We start from the raw sequence: 17,194 nt of genomic DNA on the forward strand, positions 1-17,194 counted from the left end.
TATGAGCGTTCAGTTGTCTGCCCAGCAATGGCTGGCACAAAACGGCACTAACGGCACGGCGCCTGGCCTGACAGAACTGCTGTGGTATCAGCGTTATACCAAAGTGCTTAATTTAACCCCCGGTATGGCAATTCAAAGCAAACTGGCAGGTACTTATCTGGCCAAAAGCAAAGGCCGTGGCATGGAGTTTGATGAAGTACGGCATTACCAGAGCGGTGATGATGTGCGCACCATTGACTGGCGTGTTACTGCCCGCACCGGCAAAGTACATACTAAGCTGTTTCGCGAAGAAAAAGAGCGGCCGGTATTTATTCTGACCGATCTTGGTAATAGCATGCGCTTTGGCTCCAGCTTACTGTTTAAGTCGGTACAGGCTGCCCACTTAGCCGCGCTGATTGCCTGGCATGTTAAACAACGAGGCGACAAACTCGGCGGCCTGGTATTTAGCCAGCAGCAACACTTTGAGCTGAAACCGCATAGCCGCAGCCATGGTGTACTGCGTTACTTTCATGCGTTAACAGAAGTACATCAAACCAGCAGTGGTAACCGCGGCCTGAGTTTAAACGAAGCGCTCAGCCAGTTGCGCCGTCTGGTTCGCCCCGGCAGCCTGGTGTATGTATTGTCGGACTTTAATGATTTTAATGATGATGGCCTGCGCCATATTCGCGCCATTCGCCAGCACAACGAAGTAACCTGCTGCCCTATCAGCGATCCGCTGGATTTAATGCTACCGGTAAACAGCCATGGCATTGCCGCGGTAAGTGACGGCACTGACACCGGCTATATTGAACTTGGCAGTAGCACACTAAAACAACGCTATGCCAGCCAGCAGCAAAATGCCCGGCAGCTATTGCAGCAGCACATCAGCCAGCTTGGCTGTAAATGGTTGCCGGTTAGCGCTGCCGAGCCGGTACTAAGCCAATTAGAGAGAAAGTGGTATGGCTGATACACACTCGCCGTTAGACCAGCTTGCCGATATCAGTGAACCTGCGCTGCAAACAGGCTTTGCGCTGGCACCGCTCTGGTGGTTGCTACTGATATCAGGACTTGCTGCCCTGGCTTATTTACTGCTGCGGCTATATAAACGCTGGCGTTATTTTGCCGCCAGACGTCAGGCTTTACAGCTGCTGGAACAGATATCGATTGAGCCCGATGCAGCGGCACAGATTAATCAACTGCTAAAGCGGGTGCTGCAACATTATCAGCCATTGCACCCGGCGTTAACGATGCCTGTTCAGCAATGGCAAAGCTGGCTGGCACAGCAGCACAATAAGCCCTTACCGGATCTGACCCGCCTGTTGTATCAGGCGGGTAGCGACACCAGCGCTAATGAGCAATTTTACCAGTTTGCCAAAGCCTGGCTCAGCAACTATCGCGGTAAAGCACAAACCACCGCAACCAACAGCTCGGAGGCAGCCAATGCTTGATTTTGGTTACCCCTGGCTGGCACTGCTGGCGCTGGCACCTTTATTACTGCGGCTAAAACGCCGTGCGACCTCAGAAGCAGCTTTAACCCTGCCCGCCCTGGCTAAACTGGCCTCATCTGATAAACAAGCTGATCGCAGCTGGTTCAGTTTTGGCTCCGTACTGGCAATGCTAATCTGGCTGTTACTGGTGGTATCTGCCACCCAACCGCGCTGGCTGGGTGAGCCGGTATCTTTACCACAGCAGGGGCGTGATTTAATGCTGGCCCTGGATTTATCCGGCTCAATGGAAATTGCTGATATGCAGCATCAGGGCCAGAGCATTAACCGGCTCGATGCGGTAAAACTGGTCGTAAGCGACTTTATTAAACGCCGTCAGGGTGACCGAATTGGTTTAATTTTATTTGCCGATGCCGCTTATCAGCAAACACCGCTGACATTTGATTTAATCACCGTGCAAAAAATGCTCGATGACAGCGTGTTACGCCTGGTGGGCACCCGCACCGCTATTGGCGAAGCTATAGGTTTAGCGGTAAAGCGGCTAAATACTTATGAAAGTTCAAACAAAGTGCTTATTTTGCTTAGCGATGGTGCCAATACTGCCGGTAATATTCAACCGCTTGAAGCCCTGCAACTGGCCAAAGCCGCCGGGGTAAAAATTCATACCGTTGGTGTCGGTGCAGAGCAAATGATGCAACAAAGCGTCTTTGGCCGGCGCATGATTAACCCATCTCAGGATCTGGACGAAGCCTTATTAACCCGGCTGGCCAGCGAAACCGGCGGCCGTTACTTCCGGGCCCGCGATTTAAATGAACTAAACCAGATTTACCAACTGATAGACCAACTGGAACCCATAGAGCGCGACAGCGTAACCTACCGGCCACAGCGCAGCCTGCTGCACTGGCCGCTGGCGCTGGCGCTGTTGCTGTCATTTGTGCTGGCAGCCCGCAACATATACTGGCGTGGAGTATTTAAACATGCTGGCTGATTTTCACTTTTTACGCCCCTTATGGTTACTGGCTGCGCTGCCGGTGCTGCTGTTTACTGTATTGTTATATTATTACCGCCGCGAGCAAAGCCCCTGGCACAGCCTTATTGCGCCGCATTTACAGCAGGTATTACTCGGTGGCCAGCTACTGATAAAGAAACAACCACTGGCATTACCATTGCTGTTGTTGTGCTGGCTTACCACTACACTGGCGCTGGCAGGCCCCAGCTGGCAAAAACTGCCGCAACCGGCATTTGCGCTGAAAAAAGCCACCGTACTGGTACTGGATATGTCGTTGTCGATGCGCGCTACCGATATGGCGCCCGACCGGCTGACACAGCAGCGCTTTGCCGCACTGGATTTTACCCAGCAGCTAAAAGAAGGCGAACTGGCCCTGCTCAGCTTTGCCGGCGATGCATTTGTTATTTCGCCGCTAACGCCGGATCACAATAATATCCGTTTACTGATCCCCGATTTAAAACCCGAAATTATGCCGGCACAGGGTTCTAATTTATTGGCTGCACTGCAACAGGCAGATAAACTGCTGCGTCAGGCCGGTTATATCAGAGGCGATGTAGTAGTTTTTACTGATGGTTTTGACAACAACAGTTTACGTGAGATGCAGGATTTACTGAATAACTGGCCCCACCGGTTGTCAGTCCTAGGTTTTGGTACTGAAGCTGGCGCACCGGTTAAACTGGAAAGTGGCGAACTGCTAAAAAGTGCTACAGGTGCAGTAGTGGTGCCCAAACTGCCACAAGCTCAGTTAGCGGCATTGGCTAAGCGCAGCGGTGGGGTGTATGTACAGGCGACTGCCTCGGCTAATGCGCTGGATGATCTGCTTAACTTACCGGCGCTTTCGGCACTGGATCAGGCAGATACAGGCAAGCAAATTCAGGGCGACCAATGGCAGGACAATGCCGTTTATCTGGTCTGGTTATTGTTACCACTGCTTTTGTTGCAACGTAAATACAGCAGCCTGCTAAGCCTGGGTGTATTAATGTTATTACCCTATCAGATAGATGCCGTGGAATGGCGCGACTTATGGCAAACCAAACAACAGCAAGCCAAACAAGATTATGCCAGTGGTGATTTTGCCGCAGCACAGCAGAAGTTTACCGATCCTTTGTGGCAAGGCAACGCCGCCTACCGTAGTGGTGACTATGCCACTGCAGAGCAGGCGTTTCGTCAGGCGGCAGAGCAAAACCCCGGCGCGGATGCCCTACATAATCTGGGTAACAGCCTGGCACAGCAGCAACGCTATGAAGAAGCATTAGCGGCTTATCAGCAGGCTTTGCAACACAATAAAGACTTTACTCCGGCACAGCAAAATGCTGATTTAATGCAACAGTTGCTACAACAGCAGGAACAGGAAAAACAGCAACAAGAACAGCAGGATCAACAGCAACAGGACGGCGATAAACAACAACAGCAAGACGCTGATGGCGAATCACAAAGCGACGACAGCTCACAGAGCGATGCCGATGCCGACAGTGAATCGCAGCAACAACAAAGCGAGCAACAACAGCAAAATGCTGAGCCTGAGCAGCAAGAGCAACCTGAACCGCAACAAATGCAGGCAGAAGAAGAAGCCCAGGCTGATGAGGCTGAACAGCAACAGCAGCAAGCGGTACATGAGGCCTGGCCTAATGCCACGCCCGAAGAGCAACAGCAGCTGGATAATCTGCTGCGTAAAGTGCAGGACGACCCTGCCCTGCTGCTACGCAATAAAATGTATTTAGAGTATTTAAAACGCCAACAACAGCGTTTGCCCAAGGGAGTTGATGAACAATGGTAAAAGGTGTTCTGCTGGCAGCCGTGCTGCTGCTGAGTTTACCGTTACAGGCGCTGACACAGCTTAGCGCCAGCGTTGATAAAAACCCGGCCTTGCGCGGTGAAGCCGTTACGCTGGAAGTTACGGCTAACGCCAGAGTTGCAGCCGATGCCATTAATTTCAGAGTGCTGGAGCAGGATTTTACTGTAATGGTGCCATCGGTAAGTACCAGTACCCAGATCATTAACGGCCAGTCGAGCCAGAGCACCATCTGGAGAATTGTGCTGCTACCCAAAAAAGCCGGCAGCTATACCATACCGGCTTTCACCCTGCAGGGCCTTAGCACAAAACCTATCAGCTTAGAGGTGCTTAACGAAACGGCTCAGAATAACACCAATAGCAATACCGAACTGTTCCTACAAGGCAGTATCGAGCAGCAACAGCTGTACGTGCAGCAATTGAGTTATTATCAGGTAACGATTTATTTTAACGGTGATTTACAGCGCGGTTCGTTATCAGAGCCGCAAATGGACGGCGCCAGTATTATGCAGGTTGGCCAGGATGCCGAAAGCACAGAACTGGTTAACGGCATTCGCTACCGCACTATTACCCGCCGTTACGCTATTACACCGCAGCGCAGTGGTAACTTCACTATCACGCCGCCCACCTTCAGCGGAGAAATGATTGACCGGGACAGCGCCCGCTATAACTATTTTGCCCGCACTAAAACGGTAGTGCAGCAAGCTGAACCGATAGATGTAGTGGTAAATGCCATTCCGGCTAATTTTCCCGGCAACTGGCTGGTAGCCGGTCTGGTAACATTAACCGAAGAGTGGAGCCCGGATATCACCGAGTTAAAACAAGGCGAGCCGGTGACCCGCATTATTACATTATCTGCGGTAGACGTAGCAGAGAACCAGTTACCCGATTTAACCCAGGGGTTTCCTGATGGCCTGCGGCTATACCAGGAGCAGCCACAAGCTAAAAGTGCGGAACGTAATGGCCGCCTGGTGGCACAAAAGATTTTTACCACCGCAGTTATTGCCAATACAGCAGGAGAACTGGAACTGCCGGAGGTGTCTTTAGCCTGGTGGAACAGCCAGACCAATAAACTTGAACATGCCCGCCTGCCCGTCCGCACATTGCGTGTTGCGGCTATTGCCGGCGCTGCAGAGCCAACCACAACTATATCGCCTGCGCTGAATGTTGCCCCGCCTTTAGCAACACCTGCCAGCAGCAGCGAAGCCTCACCATGGCAATGGAACTATATAAGCAGTTTATTGCTGGCTGTCTGGCTATTAACTCTGCTTGGTAGTTATGTGTTATGGCGGTTAAAAGCCCCCGTAAGGCCTGCCGCGCGAACACAAAGCCGGGTACGCTTTAACAGCTCTGAACTTAAACGCGCCTGCAAACAAGGCGATGCCACTGCCGCTAAAGCAGAGCTGTTGCGCTTTGCTCATCAGCAGCTGGACAAACGTTGTCAGTCGCTAACTGAGATGAGTGCTTATATTCACTCGGCCGAACTCAAAAACCAGCTTATTAAACTCAATGCAGCGCTGTATGGTAATAGCAACGCCTGGCAAGGTGAGCACCTATGGCAAGCCTGGCAGCAATATGATGCAGGCAGAAAAGAGGCCGGCGCTTCAGACAGCCTGCAACCCCTTTATCCGCAATAGCAGTTTACCGCTTAGCACACTTTACCCGCCCTGCGTGCATGCTTACCGTTTAACGCTGGTAAGCATGCACGCAACTTGTTAGCATAAATACGTTAACTCAGCCTGATCCCGTATCAGGTATTTTTTTGTACTGCATTTTGGTTAGGCCCATTTTTGGGTTAGCCACCGGTTTTTGGTTAGCCGCGGGTTAACTAAAGCTTAGAGCAGCTTAATAAGGAGAAACTGTTTTGGAAACAGGCACAATTATTTCACTTGCGATCTATTTTCTTGCCATGCTTAGTATTGGCCTATACGGCTACCGAACCTCTACCAGTGATGTATCCGGCTATATGCTCGGCGGCCGCAAACTGGGCCCGGGCGTAACAGCCTTATCCGCCGGAGCTTCAGATATGAGTGGCTGGATGTTGATGGGGGTACCCGGTGCCATGTATTTAAACGGTCTCAGCAGTGGCTGGATGGCTGTCGGCTTATTAATCGGCGCTTTTTTCAATTATATTATTGTCGCGCCAAGGCTAAGGGTATATACCGAAGTTGCCAATGATTCTATTACCATCCCGGATTACTTTGAAAACCGCTTTGCCGATAAAACCCGCATACTACGGGTGGTCTCATCGCTGGTTATCGTTATTTTCTTTACTTTGTATACCTCGTCCGGCGTAGTGGGCGGCGGTAAGCTGTTTGAAAGCTCTTTCGGCCTGAGTTACGAGCTGGGGCTGTATGTTACCGCCGGCGTGGTGGTGGCTTATACCATGTTTGGCGGCTTTCTTGCCGTGAGCATTACCGACTTTGTGCAGGGCTGCATTATGTTTGTATCGCTGGTTCTGGTACCGGTGGTGGCACTGGACCATCTGGGGGGGGTTAGCGCCGTTGTCACCCAGGTAAACAGTATTGATCCCGCGCTGCTCAACCCTTTTATAGACGCAAAAACAGGTACAGCGCTATCTGCATTAGGCATTATTTCGCTATTATCCTGGGGCTTTGGCTATTTTGGCCAGCCGCATATTATTGTGCGCTTTATGGCTATTCGTAGCATACGTGATATCAAAACTGCCCGCCGTATTGGTATCAGCTGGATGTTTATTACCCTGCTGGGCGCCGTTACCACCGGCCTGGTCGGCGTAGTTTATGTCGCCAACACTAAAATGTCTCTCAGCGATCCGGAAACGATTTTTATCGTGTTTTCACAGTTTTTGTTCCATCCGTTAATATCCGGATTTTTGTTAGCCGCAATTCTGGCCGCTATTATGAGTACCATTTCCTCTCAGTTGCTGGTTACATCCAGTTCATTAACTGAAGATTTCTATAAGATATTTGTTAAACGCGATGCCAGCCAGGGTGAATTAGTCTTAATTGGCCGTTTGTCGGTCTTGCTGGTGGCCGTGGTTGCCATAATTCTGGCTTATGACAGAGACAGCTCTATTCTCAAACAGGTGAGTAATGCCTGGGCCGGTTTTGGTGCCGCTTTCGGTCCGCTGGTGGTGCTAAGTTTGTACTGGCGCCGTATGACCTTTGCCGGAGCACTTAGCGGCATAATATCAGGTGCTGTTACTGTATTATTCTGGATTTACGCTCCGGTGCTGGAAAATAATGAAACGTTAAATAGTGTGGTATATGCCATCGTTCCTGGCGTTATTATCAGCACTGCAACTATTATTCTGGTAAGTAAACTAACAAAGCAGCCTTCTGCTGAAGTAAAACAGCTGTTTGAACAGATGCTGGTTAAACTGAAACAGGCGTAAAAGTATTTACTTTTTGCAGATCAGCCGGGAAGCAACAAAAAGTTGTATCCCCGGCTGACAATTTTTTGCTAAATTACAAATTCAGCGTTTCCTTATGAGACCAGACGTCTATGTACTTTTATGCGGCCCGCCAACCTATTCTTAACCGTAATAAAGAATTGTACGCCTACGAGTTGTTATTTCGCGACGGCCTTGAAAATGCATTTCCGGACATAGATGGCGACGAAGCAACGTCACGTATGGTTGAAGGCAGCCAGTTTAGTTTTGGCTTAGATGATTTTCTTGGCGATAAGCCCGGCTTTATTAATTTCACGCTGGATACGCTGCAAAAAAAATATCCCAGTATGCTACCCAAAGAGCAGGTTGTAGTAGAAATACTGGAAACCATACAACCAGGTAAACGCTTACTGGCCGAATGCCAGGATTTAAAAGAAAAAGGCTATGTACTGGCCCTGGATGATTATATTCATCAGCCGGTGTGGCGGCATTTTTATCCCTTTATCGACATTATAAAGATCGATTTTCGTTCTACCTCAACCGATACTATTACCGACATTAAGCAAGCCATTGCTGATTTCCCGCATATTAAGTTGCTGGCAGAAAAAGTAGAAACTAACGAAGAATTTCAGGTAGCCCTTGATCTGGGCTTTAGTTACTTCCAGGGGTACTTCTTCTCCAAACCCGAAATGATGCAAAGCAAGGCCTTGTCACCGGCACAAATGACACTGGCGGAATTGCTGTATGAAACATCTAAATCAGATCTGGATCTTGGTAAAATTACTCAGGTATTTCAGCGTGATGTACATCTGTCATACAAGTTACTCCGCTATAGCAATTCGACTATTTTTAAACGCCGCTCAGAAATTGAAACCATAAAGCAGGCGCTGGTGGTATTGGGCCAGGCTGAGCTGAAGAAATTTTTGTCTTTATTATTTACCTCCCAAATCAGCAGTGATAAACCCGCAGAGCTAATGCGTTTATCGATGACCCGCGCCCGTTTTGCCGAAGGTATTGCCGAACTGCATGGCAAAGTAGATACCGCCAAAGCCTTTCTTACCGGCATGATGTCGCTAATGGATGCAATACTGGACGAGCCTATAGACAGCGTAATGAGCAAACTGCCTTTAGCCAGGGAAATTAAAGATGCGCTGGTAATGCGCCAAGGTGTATTGTCTGAATACATTACCCTGATCCAGTTTTATGAACAGGGCCTGTGGCAAGAGGCTAATCAGGCGATAAATATGCTGCAATTACCGCCAGATAAAGTACCCGATGCCTATCATACGGCAGTGCAATGGGCGAACGAACAAATGAAAGCCCTTGGAGACTAATCACAAGGGCTACACCGGGCTAGTTGTAGCTCAGATAAGGGCCAATTTTGGCCGCCAGTTTATCGCCAATACCTTTTACCTGAGTTAACTGTGCCTGATCTTTAATCGGGCCGTTCTCAGCAATATGATCGAGCACAGCCTGAGCTTTTTTCTTGCCCAAACCGGGAATTGCATCGAGTTGTTCCAGTGTGGCATTGTTGATATTTACTTTCTGTACATTGTGCGCAGCAGCGCTGGCCTTGGTCACCTCAGCAGCAGGTTGTGTCTGTGCCAGACACTGATTAGCCGCTAACGTTAATAATGTCATACCCACAGCAATAGCTAATTTTTTCATCGTTTCATCCTTAAAGTGCTCTCCTATCCCTGAAGACTCCCTCGACTACAGCCTGCCACGCCTCGGTTGGCATTATTCCGGCAGGCAGGCAACTCAATCAGCATCGGAGATCTATAAATGCCAACACTTTTAAATTAGCCAATAAATTCACATTTGCAAATATTAATTAACTTTATTTCAATTTTGCCAGAAATAACATTCAGCGCTAATTAAGACATGCGCTACTAAGCTGCATGCAGGAGCTTAAAATAGGTGCTGATGGGTGTTGAAAAAACAAAGATAAGTCTTTGACACACATTGATGATTGCCGCTGAATTAATAGTTCGGTACAGTACCGCTGATACATTCTGGAGAGAACAATGCTTCGCACTAAGGTACTTCTGATCATAACTGCACTGCTGTTCAGTGCTACCACAGCGGCCATGACATCGCCAAAACGACCTGCTGTGACAAAAGAACAAGCAGCAACACTGGCCCAGCAGAGATATCCGGGTAAAATCGTCAAAGTGCAGACCGAACAACAAAATTATCGCATCAGGGTGTTACAATCTGATGGCCGTGTGGTAACAGTATTAGTTGATGGCCGTTCCGGCCAGGTGCAAAGGGAAGGAAATTAATGCGTTTATTAGTTGTTGAAGATGAAAACCTGTTGGCTCAGCAAATAAAAGAACAACTGCAGCAACAACAGTTCAGTGTTGACGTTGCGGTTGATGGTGATGATGGCTGGTTCAAGTTGTCTGAATACCCCTACGACCTGGCAATTATTGATATCGGCCTGCCCAAAATGGATGGCCTGACACTAATCCGCAAAGCCAGACAAAAAGCGCTGAAAACGCCTATTATTGTGCTGACCGCCCGCGGCAGCTGGCAGGAAAAAGTTGAAGGCCTGGATGCTGGGGCTGATGACTACCTGACCAAACCCTTTCATACCGAAGAACTGCTTGCCCGTTGCAACGCGTTAATCCGCCGTGCTGCCGGACAGCCGGAACCGACACTGTCTGCAGGCCCTATTGCTCTGAATAGCCGAACGCAGCAGGTCTGGGTTCGTGAAGAAGAAATAAACCTGACCGCTTACGAGTATAAGGTGCTGGAATACTTCATGCTTAACCCTAATAAGGTTATATCCAAAACAGAGCTGACTGAGCATATTTATGATCAGGACTTTGATCTGGACAGCAATGTTATTGAAGTTTTTGTGCTGCGGCTACGTAAAAAGCTGGACCCTGATGGTGAAACCAAGCCAATAGAAACGCTGCGTGGCAGAGGCTATCGCTTCACAATGACAGTAGCCTGATATGACGCTGTCATTAAAGCTGAGGCAACTGCTGATCAGCATTTTTTTGCTATTGCTGCTGCTTCCCAGCTCTTTTCTGGCAATTGACCGTGCATTTTACACCCAGCTTCTGACTAACACAGAACAGAAGCTGGAAGTGCATATGTACGCTATGTTATCTGAACTTAGTGTGTCAGAAGACAAAGTTGAGCTAATCAACAATACTCTGGCGCCGGATTTTTATCGGCCAGACTCTGGCCTGAGCGCTTTTATTACCCATGAACAAGACTTAGTCTGGCAGTCAGACTCGTCACTGAACCAGCATTTTGTGCCTCCAACCGAAGAGCTGCCGCCAGGTGAGCATTTATTCCGCTCGGTTACGCAACACGGTATGCAATACTGGATTTTGTCGATCTCGTTGTTATTTGATGCCGAAGATTATACCCGGCCGCTGAGTATGCATGTGGTGCAAACACATGAACGTTTGATAGCCCCGCAAAAAACATTTCGCGCGACATTAATTCAGTGGTTTATCGGCATAGGTATTATGCTGTTGTTGTTAATGCTACTGGCCTATTACTGGACGACAAAACCGCTGTCGCGGCTTGATCATGAAATCCGCCGGGTCGAAAATGGCAGCCAGGAGCAACTCACCGGCCGCTATCCTGCTGAGCTGAGTATTCTTAAAGAAGACTTAAATTTACTGCTGCAAAACCAAAATCGGCAAAAGCAACGTTACCGCCATCACCTCAGTGATCTGGCTCACGCGCTGAAAACGCCGGTTGCAGTGTTACAAACCTCTGCTCTTAGCCAGCAACCTGAGCTTAAAGAGCAGCTTGACCGTATTACCGCCATGATTGAACACCAGCTAAAACGTGCCAGTAGTTCAGGCCAGGATATCTGGAAAAAACAAATTACGGTTAAACCATTAATAGAGAAGCTTACCTCTGCACTGCAGAAAATTTACCGTGATAAGAATGTCGCTTTTACCGTAGATTGCGCGGCTAATGCGGTATTTCGCGGTGATGAAACAGACTTAATGGAAATTCTTGGCAATCTGCTCGACAATGCCAGTAAAGCCTGCCGGCATCAGGTGTATGTCACTATCCGCCAAAATCCGTTCAGCCTCTGTGTGGAAGACGATGGCCCGGGCGTACCGGTAGCAAAACGTAAACAGCTGTTTGAGCGCGGCACCAGGCTGGATACCTATCGCGAAGGCCATGGCGTAGGGTTGGCTATTGTTGCCGAGTTGGTTGAATCTTATTCCGGTGAACTGGTATTAGATGATAGCCCGCTGGGTGGCGCCCGTTTTAGTGTAAAATTTAACTAAATACACTCTGCGGTGTCCCGGCGTTGATCGCGCCGGGCAAACCAGGCGTAATAGCATGCTAGACTGTCTAATTTGAGTTGGATACCACCCGATGGAACTGAATAACCCTGCTGTAATAAAAATTAAAAATTTACGTTTACGTACCTATATTGGTATTAAAGACGAAGAAATAAACAATAAGCAAGATGTTGTTATTAACGCAAAAATTCATTACAGCGCTAATGATGCAGCCAACACTGACGATATGGACAAGGCGCTTAATTACCGCACTATTACTAAAAAAATTATCGCTCTGGTGGAGCAACAACGTTTTTCTTTACTGGAAAAACTGACAGCAGAAGTGCTGGCTATTGCTGCTGAACACCCTTCAGTGCGCTATGCCGAAGTAGAAATTGATAAACCACACGCACTGCGTTTTGCCGATTCCGTATCGCTTACCCTGTCGCTGAATAAATAACTTCTATACTGAAGTTGTCTTCAGCGTTGTCAGCAAGGTGTATCTATGCATATTTTACTAACCGGCGGCACCGGTTTAATTGGCTCTGCGCTGGTAAAACACTGGCTTAACCAACATAAGCTGGTCGTGCTAACACGTAATCCAGCCCAAGCTCAACAGCAACTGGGGCCTGAGGTACGCACGGTTCAGTCATTACAGCAGGTTGATTTTAACCAGATTGATGCAGTGATAAACCTTGCTGGAGAACCTATCGTTGGTAAACGCTGGAGTGATGCGCAAAAGCAACTGCTGTGTGACAGCCGCTGGGCAATAACAGAACAAGTGGTTGGCGCGATTAAAGCCGCCAGCACACCGCCGTCGGTACTGATCAGCGGTTCTGCTATCGGTATTTATGGCCGTCAGCAGCAACAGTTTATTGATGAAGATTACCAGCCGTTTCATGCTGAATTTTCATCTGAGCTATGCCAGCGCTGGGAACAACTGGCGCTGGCGGCTCAATCTGCCAATACCCGCGTCTGCTTATTGCGTACCGGTATAGTGCTGGCAAACGAAGGTGGAGCGTTAAAAAAGATGCTGCTCCCATTTAAACTCGGCCTGGGCGGCCGTATTGGCAACGGTGAGCAGTATATGTCATGGGTGCATTTGCAAGACATGCTGCGTTTAACAGACTTCTTGCTGCAACACCCTACCTTAACCGGCCCATTTAACGCTACTGCCCCTAACCCGGTAACCAATGCGGAATTCAGCCAGCAACTGGCCAAAGTATTGCATCGCCCCGCTATACTGCCAATGCCGGCCTTTGTGCTTAAACTTATGCTGGGTGAAATGGCCGATCTGCTACTGACCGGCCAACGGGTTATACCGGCAAAACTGCAACATGCCGGTTTTGCGTTTAAATACTCTCAACTATCCGATGCACTAAAAGCGCTGCAAGGTTAACCCTGCAGCACTTTGCGCATTAACTGGGCACCAGGGATGCGCAGCAGACGCTTTAGCTGCCACCACCCTAGTAAAGTTACTGTTACAACACCCAGTACAGGCCCAAGCCACCATAAGGTGTAATGCAGCTGAAATGGCAAGTTAAACACGCGTTGCTGTACTATCACCAGCATCAACTCCGCCAGAATAGTGGCAAATAAACCCGCCATTGCCCCCAGCAAAGCAAACTCCAGTATCAGCGCATTACGCAAGAACGCATACTGGGCACCTAAAGTGCGTAAAATGGCCAGCTCCTGCTCACGTTGCTCCAGCGTGGCCTGTACCTGAGCCACCAGCACTAATCCGGCGGCCAGACAAATAATCACCAGAATAAAACTTAGTGCCACTGTTACCTGCTCAATAATATCGTTTACCTGTTTTATAATATTATCTACGCTTATCACTGTTACCGTTGGCATTAAACGCGCCAGTTGGTTTAGTAACTGATTACGCTCAGCCTCCAGATAAAATGCCGTGATATAGGTAGCGGGAAAATCGGCCAGCAAGTCCGGGCTTAAAATCATGTAAAAATTAGGCTGCAAACTATTCCAGTCCACTTTACGGATACTGCTTACCTGAGCGCTCAGCGGCTCACCACCAATAGAAAATACCACCGAATCGCCCAGTTTCAGCGCCAGCCGTTCAGCCAGCTCAGCTTCAACCGACACCTGTGCAGTGGCGTTGCTGTCAAACCAGTTGCCTGCCGTGATTTGATTATTGGCTGGCAGCTCTGACAGCCAGGTCAGGTTTAGCTCACGCCCCACCCCAACACGCTGCTGGCTACGATCTTCTTTAGTCGCTTCTTCCTGCAGCTGTTCATCGTTAATCGATACTAAGCGGCCACGCACCACCGGATAATAACTGTCCAGCTGCAACGCATGTTGCGCAGCAAACTGGTTCAGGTCGTTGCGTTGCTGTTCAGTAATATTAACCAAAAACTGGTTTGGCGCCCCTGGCGGTATCTGCTGCTGCCATTGGCCAATTAATTCTGCCCTCAGAAAATATAATAACAATGCCAGGAAAATAGCCAGACTGAATGTAATTAACTGAAAACTGTTTGCCCAAAGCCGGCGTCGCAAGTTGGCCAAAGCCAGACGTCTGGCACTGCTTTGTCCGGCAGCTACCGGTTTTGCCAGCCGTACCAGTAAGCTGGCACCAGCCAGCAACAGTAAGGCAAATAAGCCGCAAAGTGCAAACAAGCCAATACTTAAGATAAATTCACCGCTAAACAACCACATTAAGCCCCAGATCGCTACGGCACCAGATACCAGTTGCAGCTTATCCAGCCCCAGATTTATTACCGGCTGTTTTAATACATCAATCGCAGCAGTCTGAGACAACCGCCACATCGGCCGGGCAGCAAACAACAAGGCGCAAATTACACAGGTTAATATGCCCAGCCAAAGTGGCCGCCAACTAAACTCTGCTCTGTAATCGCTAAGAAACTGCGTAATGCCCCACTGCGCAGCTTCAATGGTTAGCTGTCCGGCAATAGCACCGCACAACAGACTGAACATAACAACCAGCAACAAGTGGCTGCCATAAATAAGTCTGATTTGCGCTGTAGTGGCCCCCAGCGCCTTAATTACGGCTACCGACTGGGTGTGGCGCTGGCTATAACGCCCCGCAGCGACAGCAGCGGCACAAGCTGCCAGAACAATCCCCAGCAAGCCTGCAAGCAACAAAAAGCGCTCGGCCCGTTCCAGTGCGCTGCCAATAGCTGATTCGCGGTCCATATCCTGCCAGCGTTGATGTGCAGTCAGTTGTGGTGTCATCTGTGTTTCAAAACTGGCAAGATCTGAAGCGGCACCGGCAAATAAATAACGATAACCAATACGGCTACCCGGTTGCACAATTTGTGTTGCACTCACGTCATCCAGGTGCATCAGTACGCGTGGCGAGCCACCAAAAACACTTAGTGGCGCATCAGGTTCATTTGCAATAACTCCCTTCACGGTAAGGCTTAGCATGCCTATTTCAATTTGATCGCCCGGTGCTACACCCAGTAAATTAAACAAGCGCTCTTCAACATAAACCGTACCGGGTGTCAGGCTGGCATAGTCACCAGAGTTGATATCTGCCGACGCCTTAAGTAACAGCTCTCCACGTAGCGGGTAGCTGTCGCTAACCGCCTTTATTGTGGCCAGCTGCATACTGTCACCGGCGAACAGCATAGAATCGAACTGCATTTGCTGCGCCGTTGCCAGGTTATTCTGCTGCGCAAGTTCTATCACTGCCATATCAAACGGTTGGCTGGAGCGCAGAACTTTATCTGCCGCGGTAAACTGGGCACTGCGCTGCATCAATGCACTTTTCACACCTTGCGTAATGCCACTGAGGCTCACCACTGAACCCACCGCCAGGAACAAAGCAAAAGCGATAACCCACAGCTCGCCGCGACGCAGTTCACGCCAGAACAGGCGCCAGGCAATACTAGCCCACATGAGCCATTTCCTCATTTGCTGTTTCAAAACGCCCGGCTTGCATACGATATTGCCGCTGACAGCGGGCTGCCAGCTCATCATTATGCGTTACCAACACCAGTGTAGTGCCCTGTTCAGCATTTAAACTAAACAGTAAATCTTCAATTTTACGCCCTGTTGTAGCATCAAGGTTTGCTGAAGGCTCATCGGCAAACAGTACTGCAGGCCGTGTAATAAATGCCCTGGCAATTGCAACACGCTGTTGCTCACCACCGGATAATTGCGCCGGATAAAAATGCGCCCTCTGTGCCAACCCAACCTGCTGCAGCAATTCAAGCCCACGCTGTCTTGCTTGTTTATCGCCGGCAAGCTCGGCTGGCAAAGTAACGTTTTCCAGCGCAGTAAGGCTGGGTAATAACAAAAAAGACTGAAATACAAAGCCAACATCTCTGGCGCGGATTGCCGCACGCTGATCTTCTGACAAAGTGTGTAAAGTATGTCCGGCCAGATGTACTTCACCTGCCGTAGGCACATCCAGCCCGGCCAGTAAACTGAGCAATGTTGATTTACCAGAGCCGGAAGCACCGACAATAGCAACTGTCTCAGCGCGATTGATAGTCAAACTGATATCATGCAGGATAGTGAGTGAACCATCGGTAACTTTGACGCTCTTAGCCAGGTTAACCGCTTTAATATGAACTTCAGGTATTTTCATCATGCGTATTTTCTTAATTTTGTTAATCGGATTCTTCAGTCAGGCCAGTTTCGCACAAAAATTACTGATCCTGGGCGACAGCCTCAGTGCAGCTTATGGCATGCAACAACAACAGGGCTGGCCTCACCTGCTACAACAGCAACAGGAAGACTGGCAGCTGATTAATGCCAGCATCAGCGGTGAAACGACCGCTGGCGGATTGGCGCGTTTACCCGCACTGTTAAAACAACATCAACCAGACGCGGTATTAATTGAGCTTGGCGGTAACGATGGCCTGCGCGGTTTTGCCATTGATACTGTGCAATCGAACCTGAACAACATTATTGCACTGATACTGCAGAGTAATGCCGTGCCGGTGTTAATGCAAATACGCATTCCGCCAAACTATGGACCACGTTACGGCAAGCAATTCAGTGATTTATATCCGCAACTGGCAGAAAAACACCAAATAACCCTCTGGCCGTTTTTTATGGACGACATTGCTGTTGACAGTGAACTCATGCTGCCGGATGGCATACATCCGAACAGCCAGGCGCAGCCGCTGATTAGCGAATTTGTCGGCAAGTTATTGGCCGGATTAAAAACAGACTAATGGATTTTGAAACAGAATAGGTAAAGACTCAAGGATGAGTTTGTTAGCGGATGTGTATTGGTGATTTAGTGCTATGACGCGAAGTGGCGTCCCCTAGGGGATTCGAACCCCTGTTACCGCCGTGAAAGGGCGGTGTCCTAGGCCTCTAGACGAAGGGGAC

General features: G+C 49.1%; 16 protein-coding genes and 1 tRNA gene. 13 read left to right on the forward strand and 4 right to left on the reverse strand.

The window, feature by feature from the left end; translation table 11 throughout:
• Position 1 precedes the first annotated feature (1 nt).
• The 7 genes from BLW68_RS04795 to BLW68_RS04825 all read left to right on the forward strand — a co-directional run bounded on the left by BLW68_RS04795 (position 2) and on the right by BLW68_RS04825 (position 8,932).
• Positions 2 to 946 carry a DUF58 domain-containing protein gene (locus BLW68_RS04795; protein ID WP_092790812.1) on the forward strand — a complete coding sequence of 315 codons (945 nt, stop codon included), beginning with the start codon at positions 2 to 4 and terminating at the stop codon, positions 944 to 946.
• The gene (locus BLW68_RS04800) at positions 939 to 1,427 is read left to right on the forward strand and encodes a DUF4381 domain-containing protein (protein ID WP_092790838.1); all 489 of its coding nucleotides are present in this window, start codon (positions 939 to 941) and stop codon (positions 1,425 to 1,427) included. Before BLW68_RS04795 ends, BLW68_RS04800 begins: the two co-directional genes overlap by 8 nt.
• Before the next feature lie 256 nt (positions 1,428 to 1,683).
• On the forward strand, positions 1,684 to 2,412 hold the full coding sequence (locus tag BLW68_RS04805) for a vWA domain-containing protein (protein WP_425438494.1): 729 nt from the start codon (positions 1,684 to 1,686) through the stop codon (positions 2,410 to 2,412).
• Positions 2,402 to 4,210, forward strand: coding sequence for a vWA domain-containing protein (locus tag BLW68_RS04810; RefSeq protein ID WP_092790842.1), 1,809 nt, complete (start codon positions 2,402 to 2,404; stop codon positions 4,208 to 4,210). Before BLW68_RS04805 ends, BLW68_RS04810 begins: the two co-directional genes overlap by 11 nt.
• Positions 4,204 to 5,862: a BatD family protein gene (locus tag BLW68_RS04815; protein WP_092790844.1), complete on the forward strand. Its 1,659-nt coding sequence runs from the start codon at positions 4,204 to 4,206 to the stop codon at positions 5,860 to 5,862. Before BLW68_RS04810 ends, BLW68_RS04815 begins: the two co-directional genes overlap by 7 nt.
• Positions 5,863 to 6,089: 227 nt before the next feature.
• Positions 6,090 to 7,601: a sodium/proline symporter PutP gene (gene putP / locus BLW68_RS04820; protein ID WP_092790846.1), complete on the forward strand. Its 1,512-nt coding sequence runs from the start codon at positions 6,090 to 6,092 to the stop codon at positions 7,599 to 7,601.
• Positions 7,602 to 7,711: 110 nt separating this feature from the next.
• Positions 7,712 to 8,932 (forward strand): EAL and HDOD domain-containing protein, encoded by a 1,221-nt coding sequence (locus tag BLW68_RS04825; RefSeq protein ID WP_092790848.1) that lies wholly within the window; start codon positions 7,712 to 7,714, stop codon positions 8,930 to 8,932.
• 19 nt (positions 8,933 to 8,951) lie between these two features.
• On the opposite strand, the gene BLW68_RS04830 is transcribed toward BLW68_RS04825, so the two are convergent.
• Positions 8,952 to 9,266 (reverse strand): ComEA family DNA-binding protein, encoded by a 315-nt coding sequence (locus tag BLW68_RS04830; RefSeq protein WP_092790850.1) that lies wholly within the window; start codon positions 9,264 to 9,266, stop codon positions 8,952 to 8,954.
• 359 nt (positions 9,267 to 9,625) lie between these two features.
• On the opposite strand from BLW68_RS04830, the gene BLW68_RS04835 reads away from it, so the two are divergent.
• The 5 genes from BLW68_RS04835 (at position 9,626) to BLW68_RS04855 (ending at position 13,265) form a co-directional block, all read left to right on the forward strand.
• The gene (locus tag BLW68_RS04835; protein ID WP_092790852.1) at positions 9,626 to 9,883 is read left to right on the forward strand and encodes a PepSY domain-containing protein; all 258 of its coding nucleotides are present in this window, start codon (positions 9,626 to 9,628) and stop codon (positions 9,881 to 9,883) included.
• On the forward strand, positions 9,883 to 10,560 hold the full coding sequence (locus BLW68_RS04840) for a response regulator transcription factor (protein WP_092790854.1): 678 nt from the start codon (positions 9,883 to 9,885) through the stop codon (positions 10,558 to 10,560). Before BLW68_RS04835 ends, BLW68_RS04840 begins: the two co-directional genes overlap by 1 nt.
• A gap of 1 nt (position 10,561) precedes the next feature.
• Positions 10,562 to 11,869, forward strand: a complete 1,308-nt coding sequence (locus BLW68_RS04845) for an ATP-binding protein (protein WP_092790856.1) — start codon at positions 10,562 to 10,564, stop codon at positions 11,867 to 11,869.
• A gap of 91 nt (positions 11,870 to 11,960) precedes the next feature.
• Complete coding sequence (gene folX, locus BLW68_RS04850) at positions 11,961 to 12,326, forward strand: dihydroneopterin triphosphate 2'-epimerase (RefSeq protein WP_092790858.1); 366 nt, start codon at positions 11,961 to 11,963, stop codon at positions 12,324 to 12,326.
• Positions 12,327 to 12,371: 45 nt separating this feature from the next.
• On the forward strand, positions 12,372 to 13,265 hold the full coding sequence (locus tag BLW68_RS04855; RefSeq protein ID WP_092790860.1) for a TIGR01777 family oxidoreductase: 894 nt from the start codon (positions 12,372 to 12,374) through the stop codon (positions 13,263 to 13,265).
• On the opposite strand, the gene BLW68_RS04860 is transcribed toward BLW68_RS04855, so the two are convergent.
• The gene (locus BLW68_RS04860) at positions 13,262 to 15,748 is read right to left on the reverse strand and encodes an ABC transporter permease (RefSeq protein WP_092790863.1); all 2,487 of its coding nucleotides are present in this window, start codon (positions 15,746 to 15,748) and stop codon (positions 13,262 to 13,264) included. The genes BLW68_RS04855 and BLW68_RS04860 overlap by 4 nt on opposite strands.
• A complete protein-coding gene (locus BLW68_RS04865) occupies positions 15,738 to 16,445 on the reverse strand; it encodes an ABC transporter ATP-binding protein (protein WP_092790866.1) in 708 nt (235 codons plus the stop codon). Before BLW68_RS04865 ends, BLW68_RS04860 begins: the two co-directional genes overlap by 11 nt.
• Here BLW68_RS04865 and BLW68_RS04870 point away from each other — a divergent pair.
• Positions 16,444 to 17,034, forward strand: coding sequence for an arylesterase (locus tag BLW68_RS04870; protein WP_092790869.1), 591 nt, complete (start codon positions 16,444 to 16,446; stop codon positions 17,032 to 17,034). The genes BLW68_RS04865 and BLW68_RS04870 overlap by 2 nt on opposite strands.
• 84 nt (positions 17,035 to 17,118) lie before the next feature.
• Here BLW68_RS04870 and BLW68_RS04875 read toward each other — a convergent pair.
• Positions 17,119 to 17,194: transfer RNA gene (locus BLW68_RS04875), tRNA-Glu, on the reverse strand.

The organism is Rheinheimera pacifica (genome assembly GCF_900108485.1).
Taxonomy (GTDB): Bacteria; Pseudomonadota; Gammaproteobacteria; order Enterobacterales; family Alteromonadaceae; genus Alishewanella; species Alishewanella pacifica.

Coding starts and splice junctions, on each gene's coding strand:
- BLW68_RS04865 (WP_092790866.1), bottom strand. CDS start 16,445: ATGATGAAAATACCTGAAGTTCATATTAAAGCGGTTAACCTGGCTAAG.
- BLW68_RS04830 (WP_092790850.1), bottom strand. CDS start 9,266: ATGAAAAAATTAGCTATTGCTGTGGGTATGACATTATTAACGTTAGCG.
- BLW68_RS04845 (WP_092790856.1), top strand. CDS start 10,562: ATGACGCTGTCATTAAAGCTGAGGCAACTGCTGATCAGCATTTTTTTG.
- folX (WP_092790858.1), top strand. CDS start 11,961: ATGGAACTGAATAACCCTGCTGTAATAAAAATTAAAAATTTACGTTTA.
- BLW68_RS04840 (WP_092790854.1), top strand. CDS start 9,883: ATGCGTTTATTAGTTGTTGAAGATGAAAACCTGTTGGCTCAGCAAATA.
- BLW68_RS04835 (WP_092790852.1), top strand. CDS start 9,626: ATGCTTCGCACTAAGGTACTTCTGATCATAACTGCACTGCTGTTCAGT.
- BLW68_RS04810 (WP_092790842.1), top strand. CDS start 2,402: ATGCTGGCTGATTTTCACTTTTTACGCCCCTTATGGTTACTGGCTGCG.
- BLW68_RS04815 (WP_092790844.1), top strand. CDS start 4,204: ATGGTAAAAGGTGTTCTGCTGGCAGCCGTGCTGCTGCTGAGTTTACCG.
- BLW68_RS04800 (WP_092790838.1), top strand. CDS start 939: ATGGCTGATACACACTCGCCGTTAGACCAGCTTGCCGATATCAGTGAA.
- BLW68_RS04870 (WP_092790869.1), top strand. CDS start 16,444: ATGCGTATTTTCTTAATTTTGTTAATCGGATTCTTCAGTCAGGCCAGT.
- BLW68_RS04795 (WP_092790812.1), top strand. CDS start 2: ATGAGCGTTCAGTTGTCTGCCCAGCAATGGCTGGCACAAAACGGCACT.
- BLW68_RS04805 (WP_425438494.1), top strand. CDS start 1,684: ATGCTGGCCCTGGATTTATCCGGCTCAATGGAAATTGCTGATATGCAG.
- BLW68_RS04860 (WP_092790863.1), bottom strand. CDS start 15,748: ATGTGGGCTAGTATTGCCTGGCGCCTGTTCTGGCGTGAACTGCGTCGC.
- BLW68_RS04855 (WP_092790860.1), top strand. CDS start 12,372: ATGCATATTTTACTAACCGGCGGCACCGGTTTAATTGGCTCTGCGCTG.
- BLW68_RS04825 (WP_092790848.1), top strand. CDS start 7,712: ATGTACTTTTATGCGGCCCGCCAACCTATTCTTAACCGTAATAAAGAA.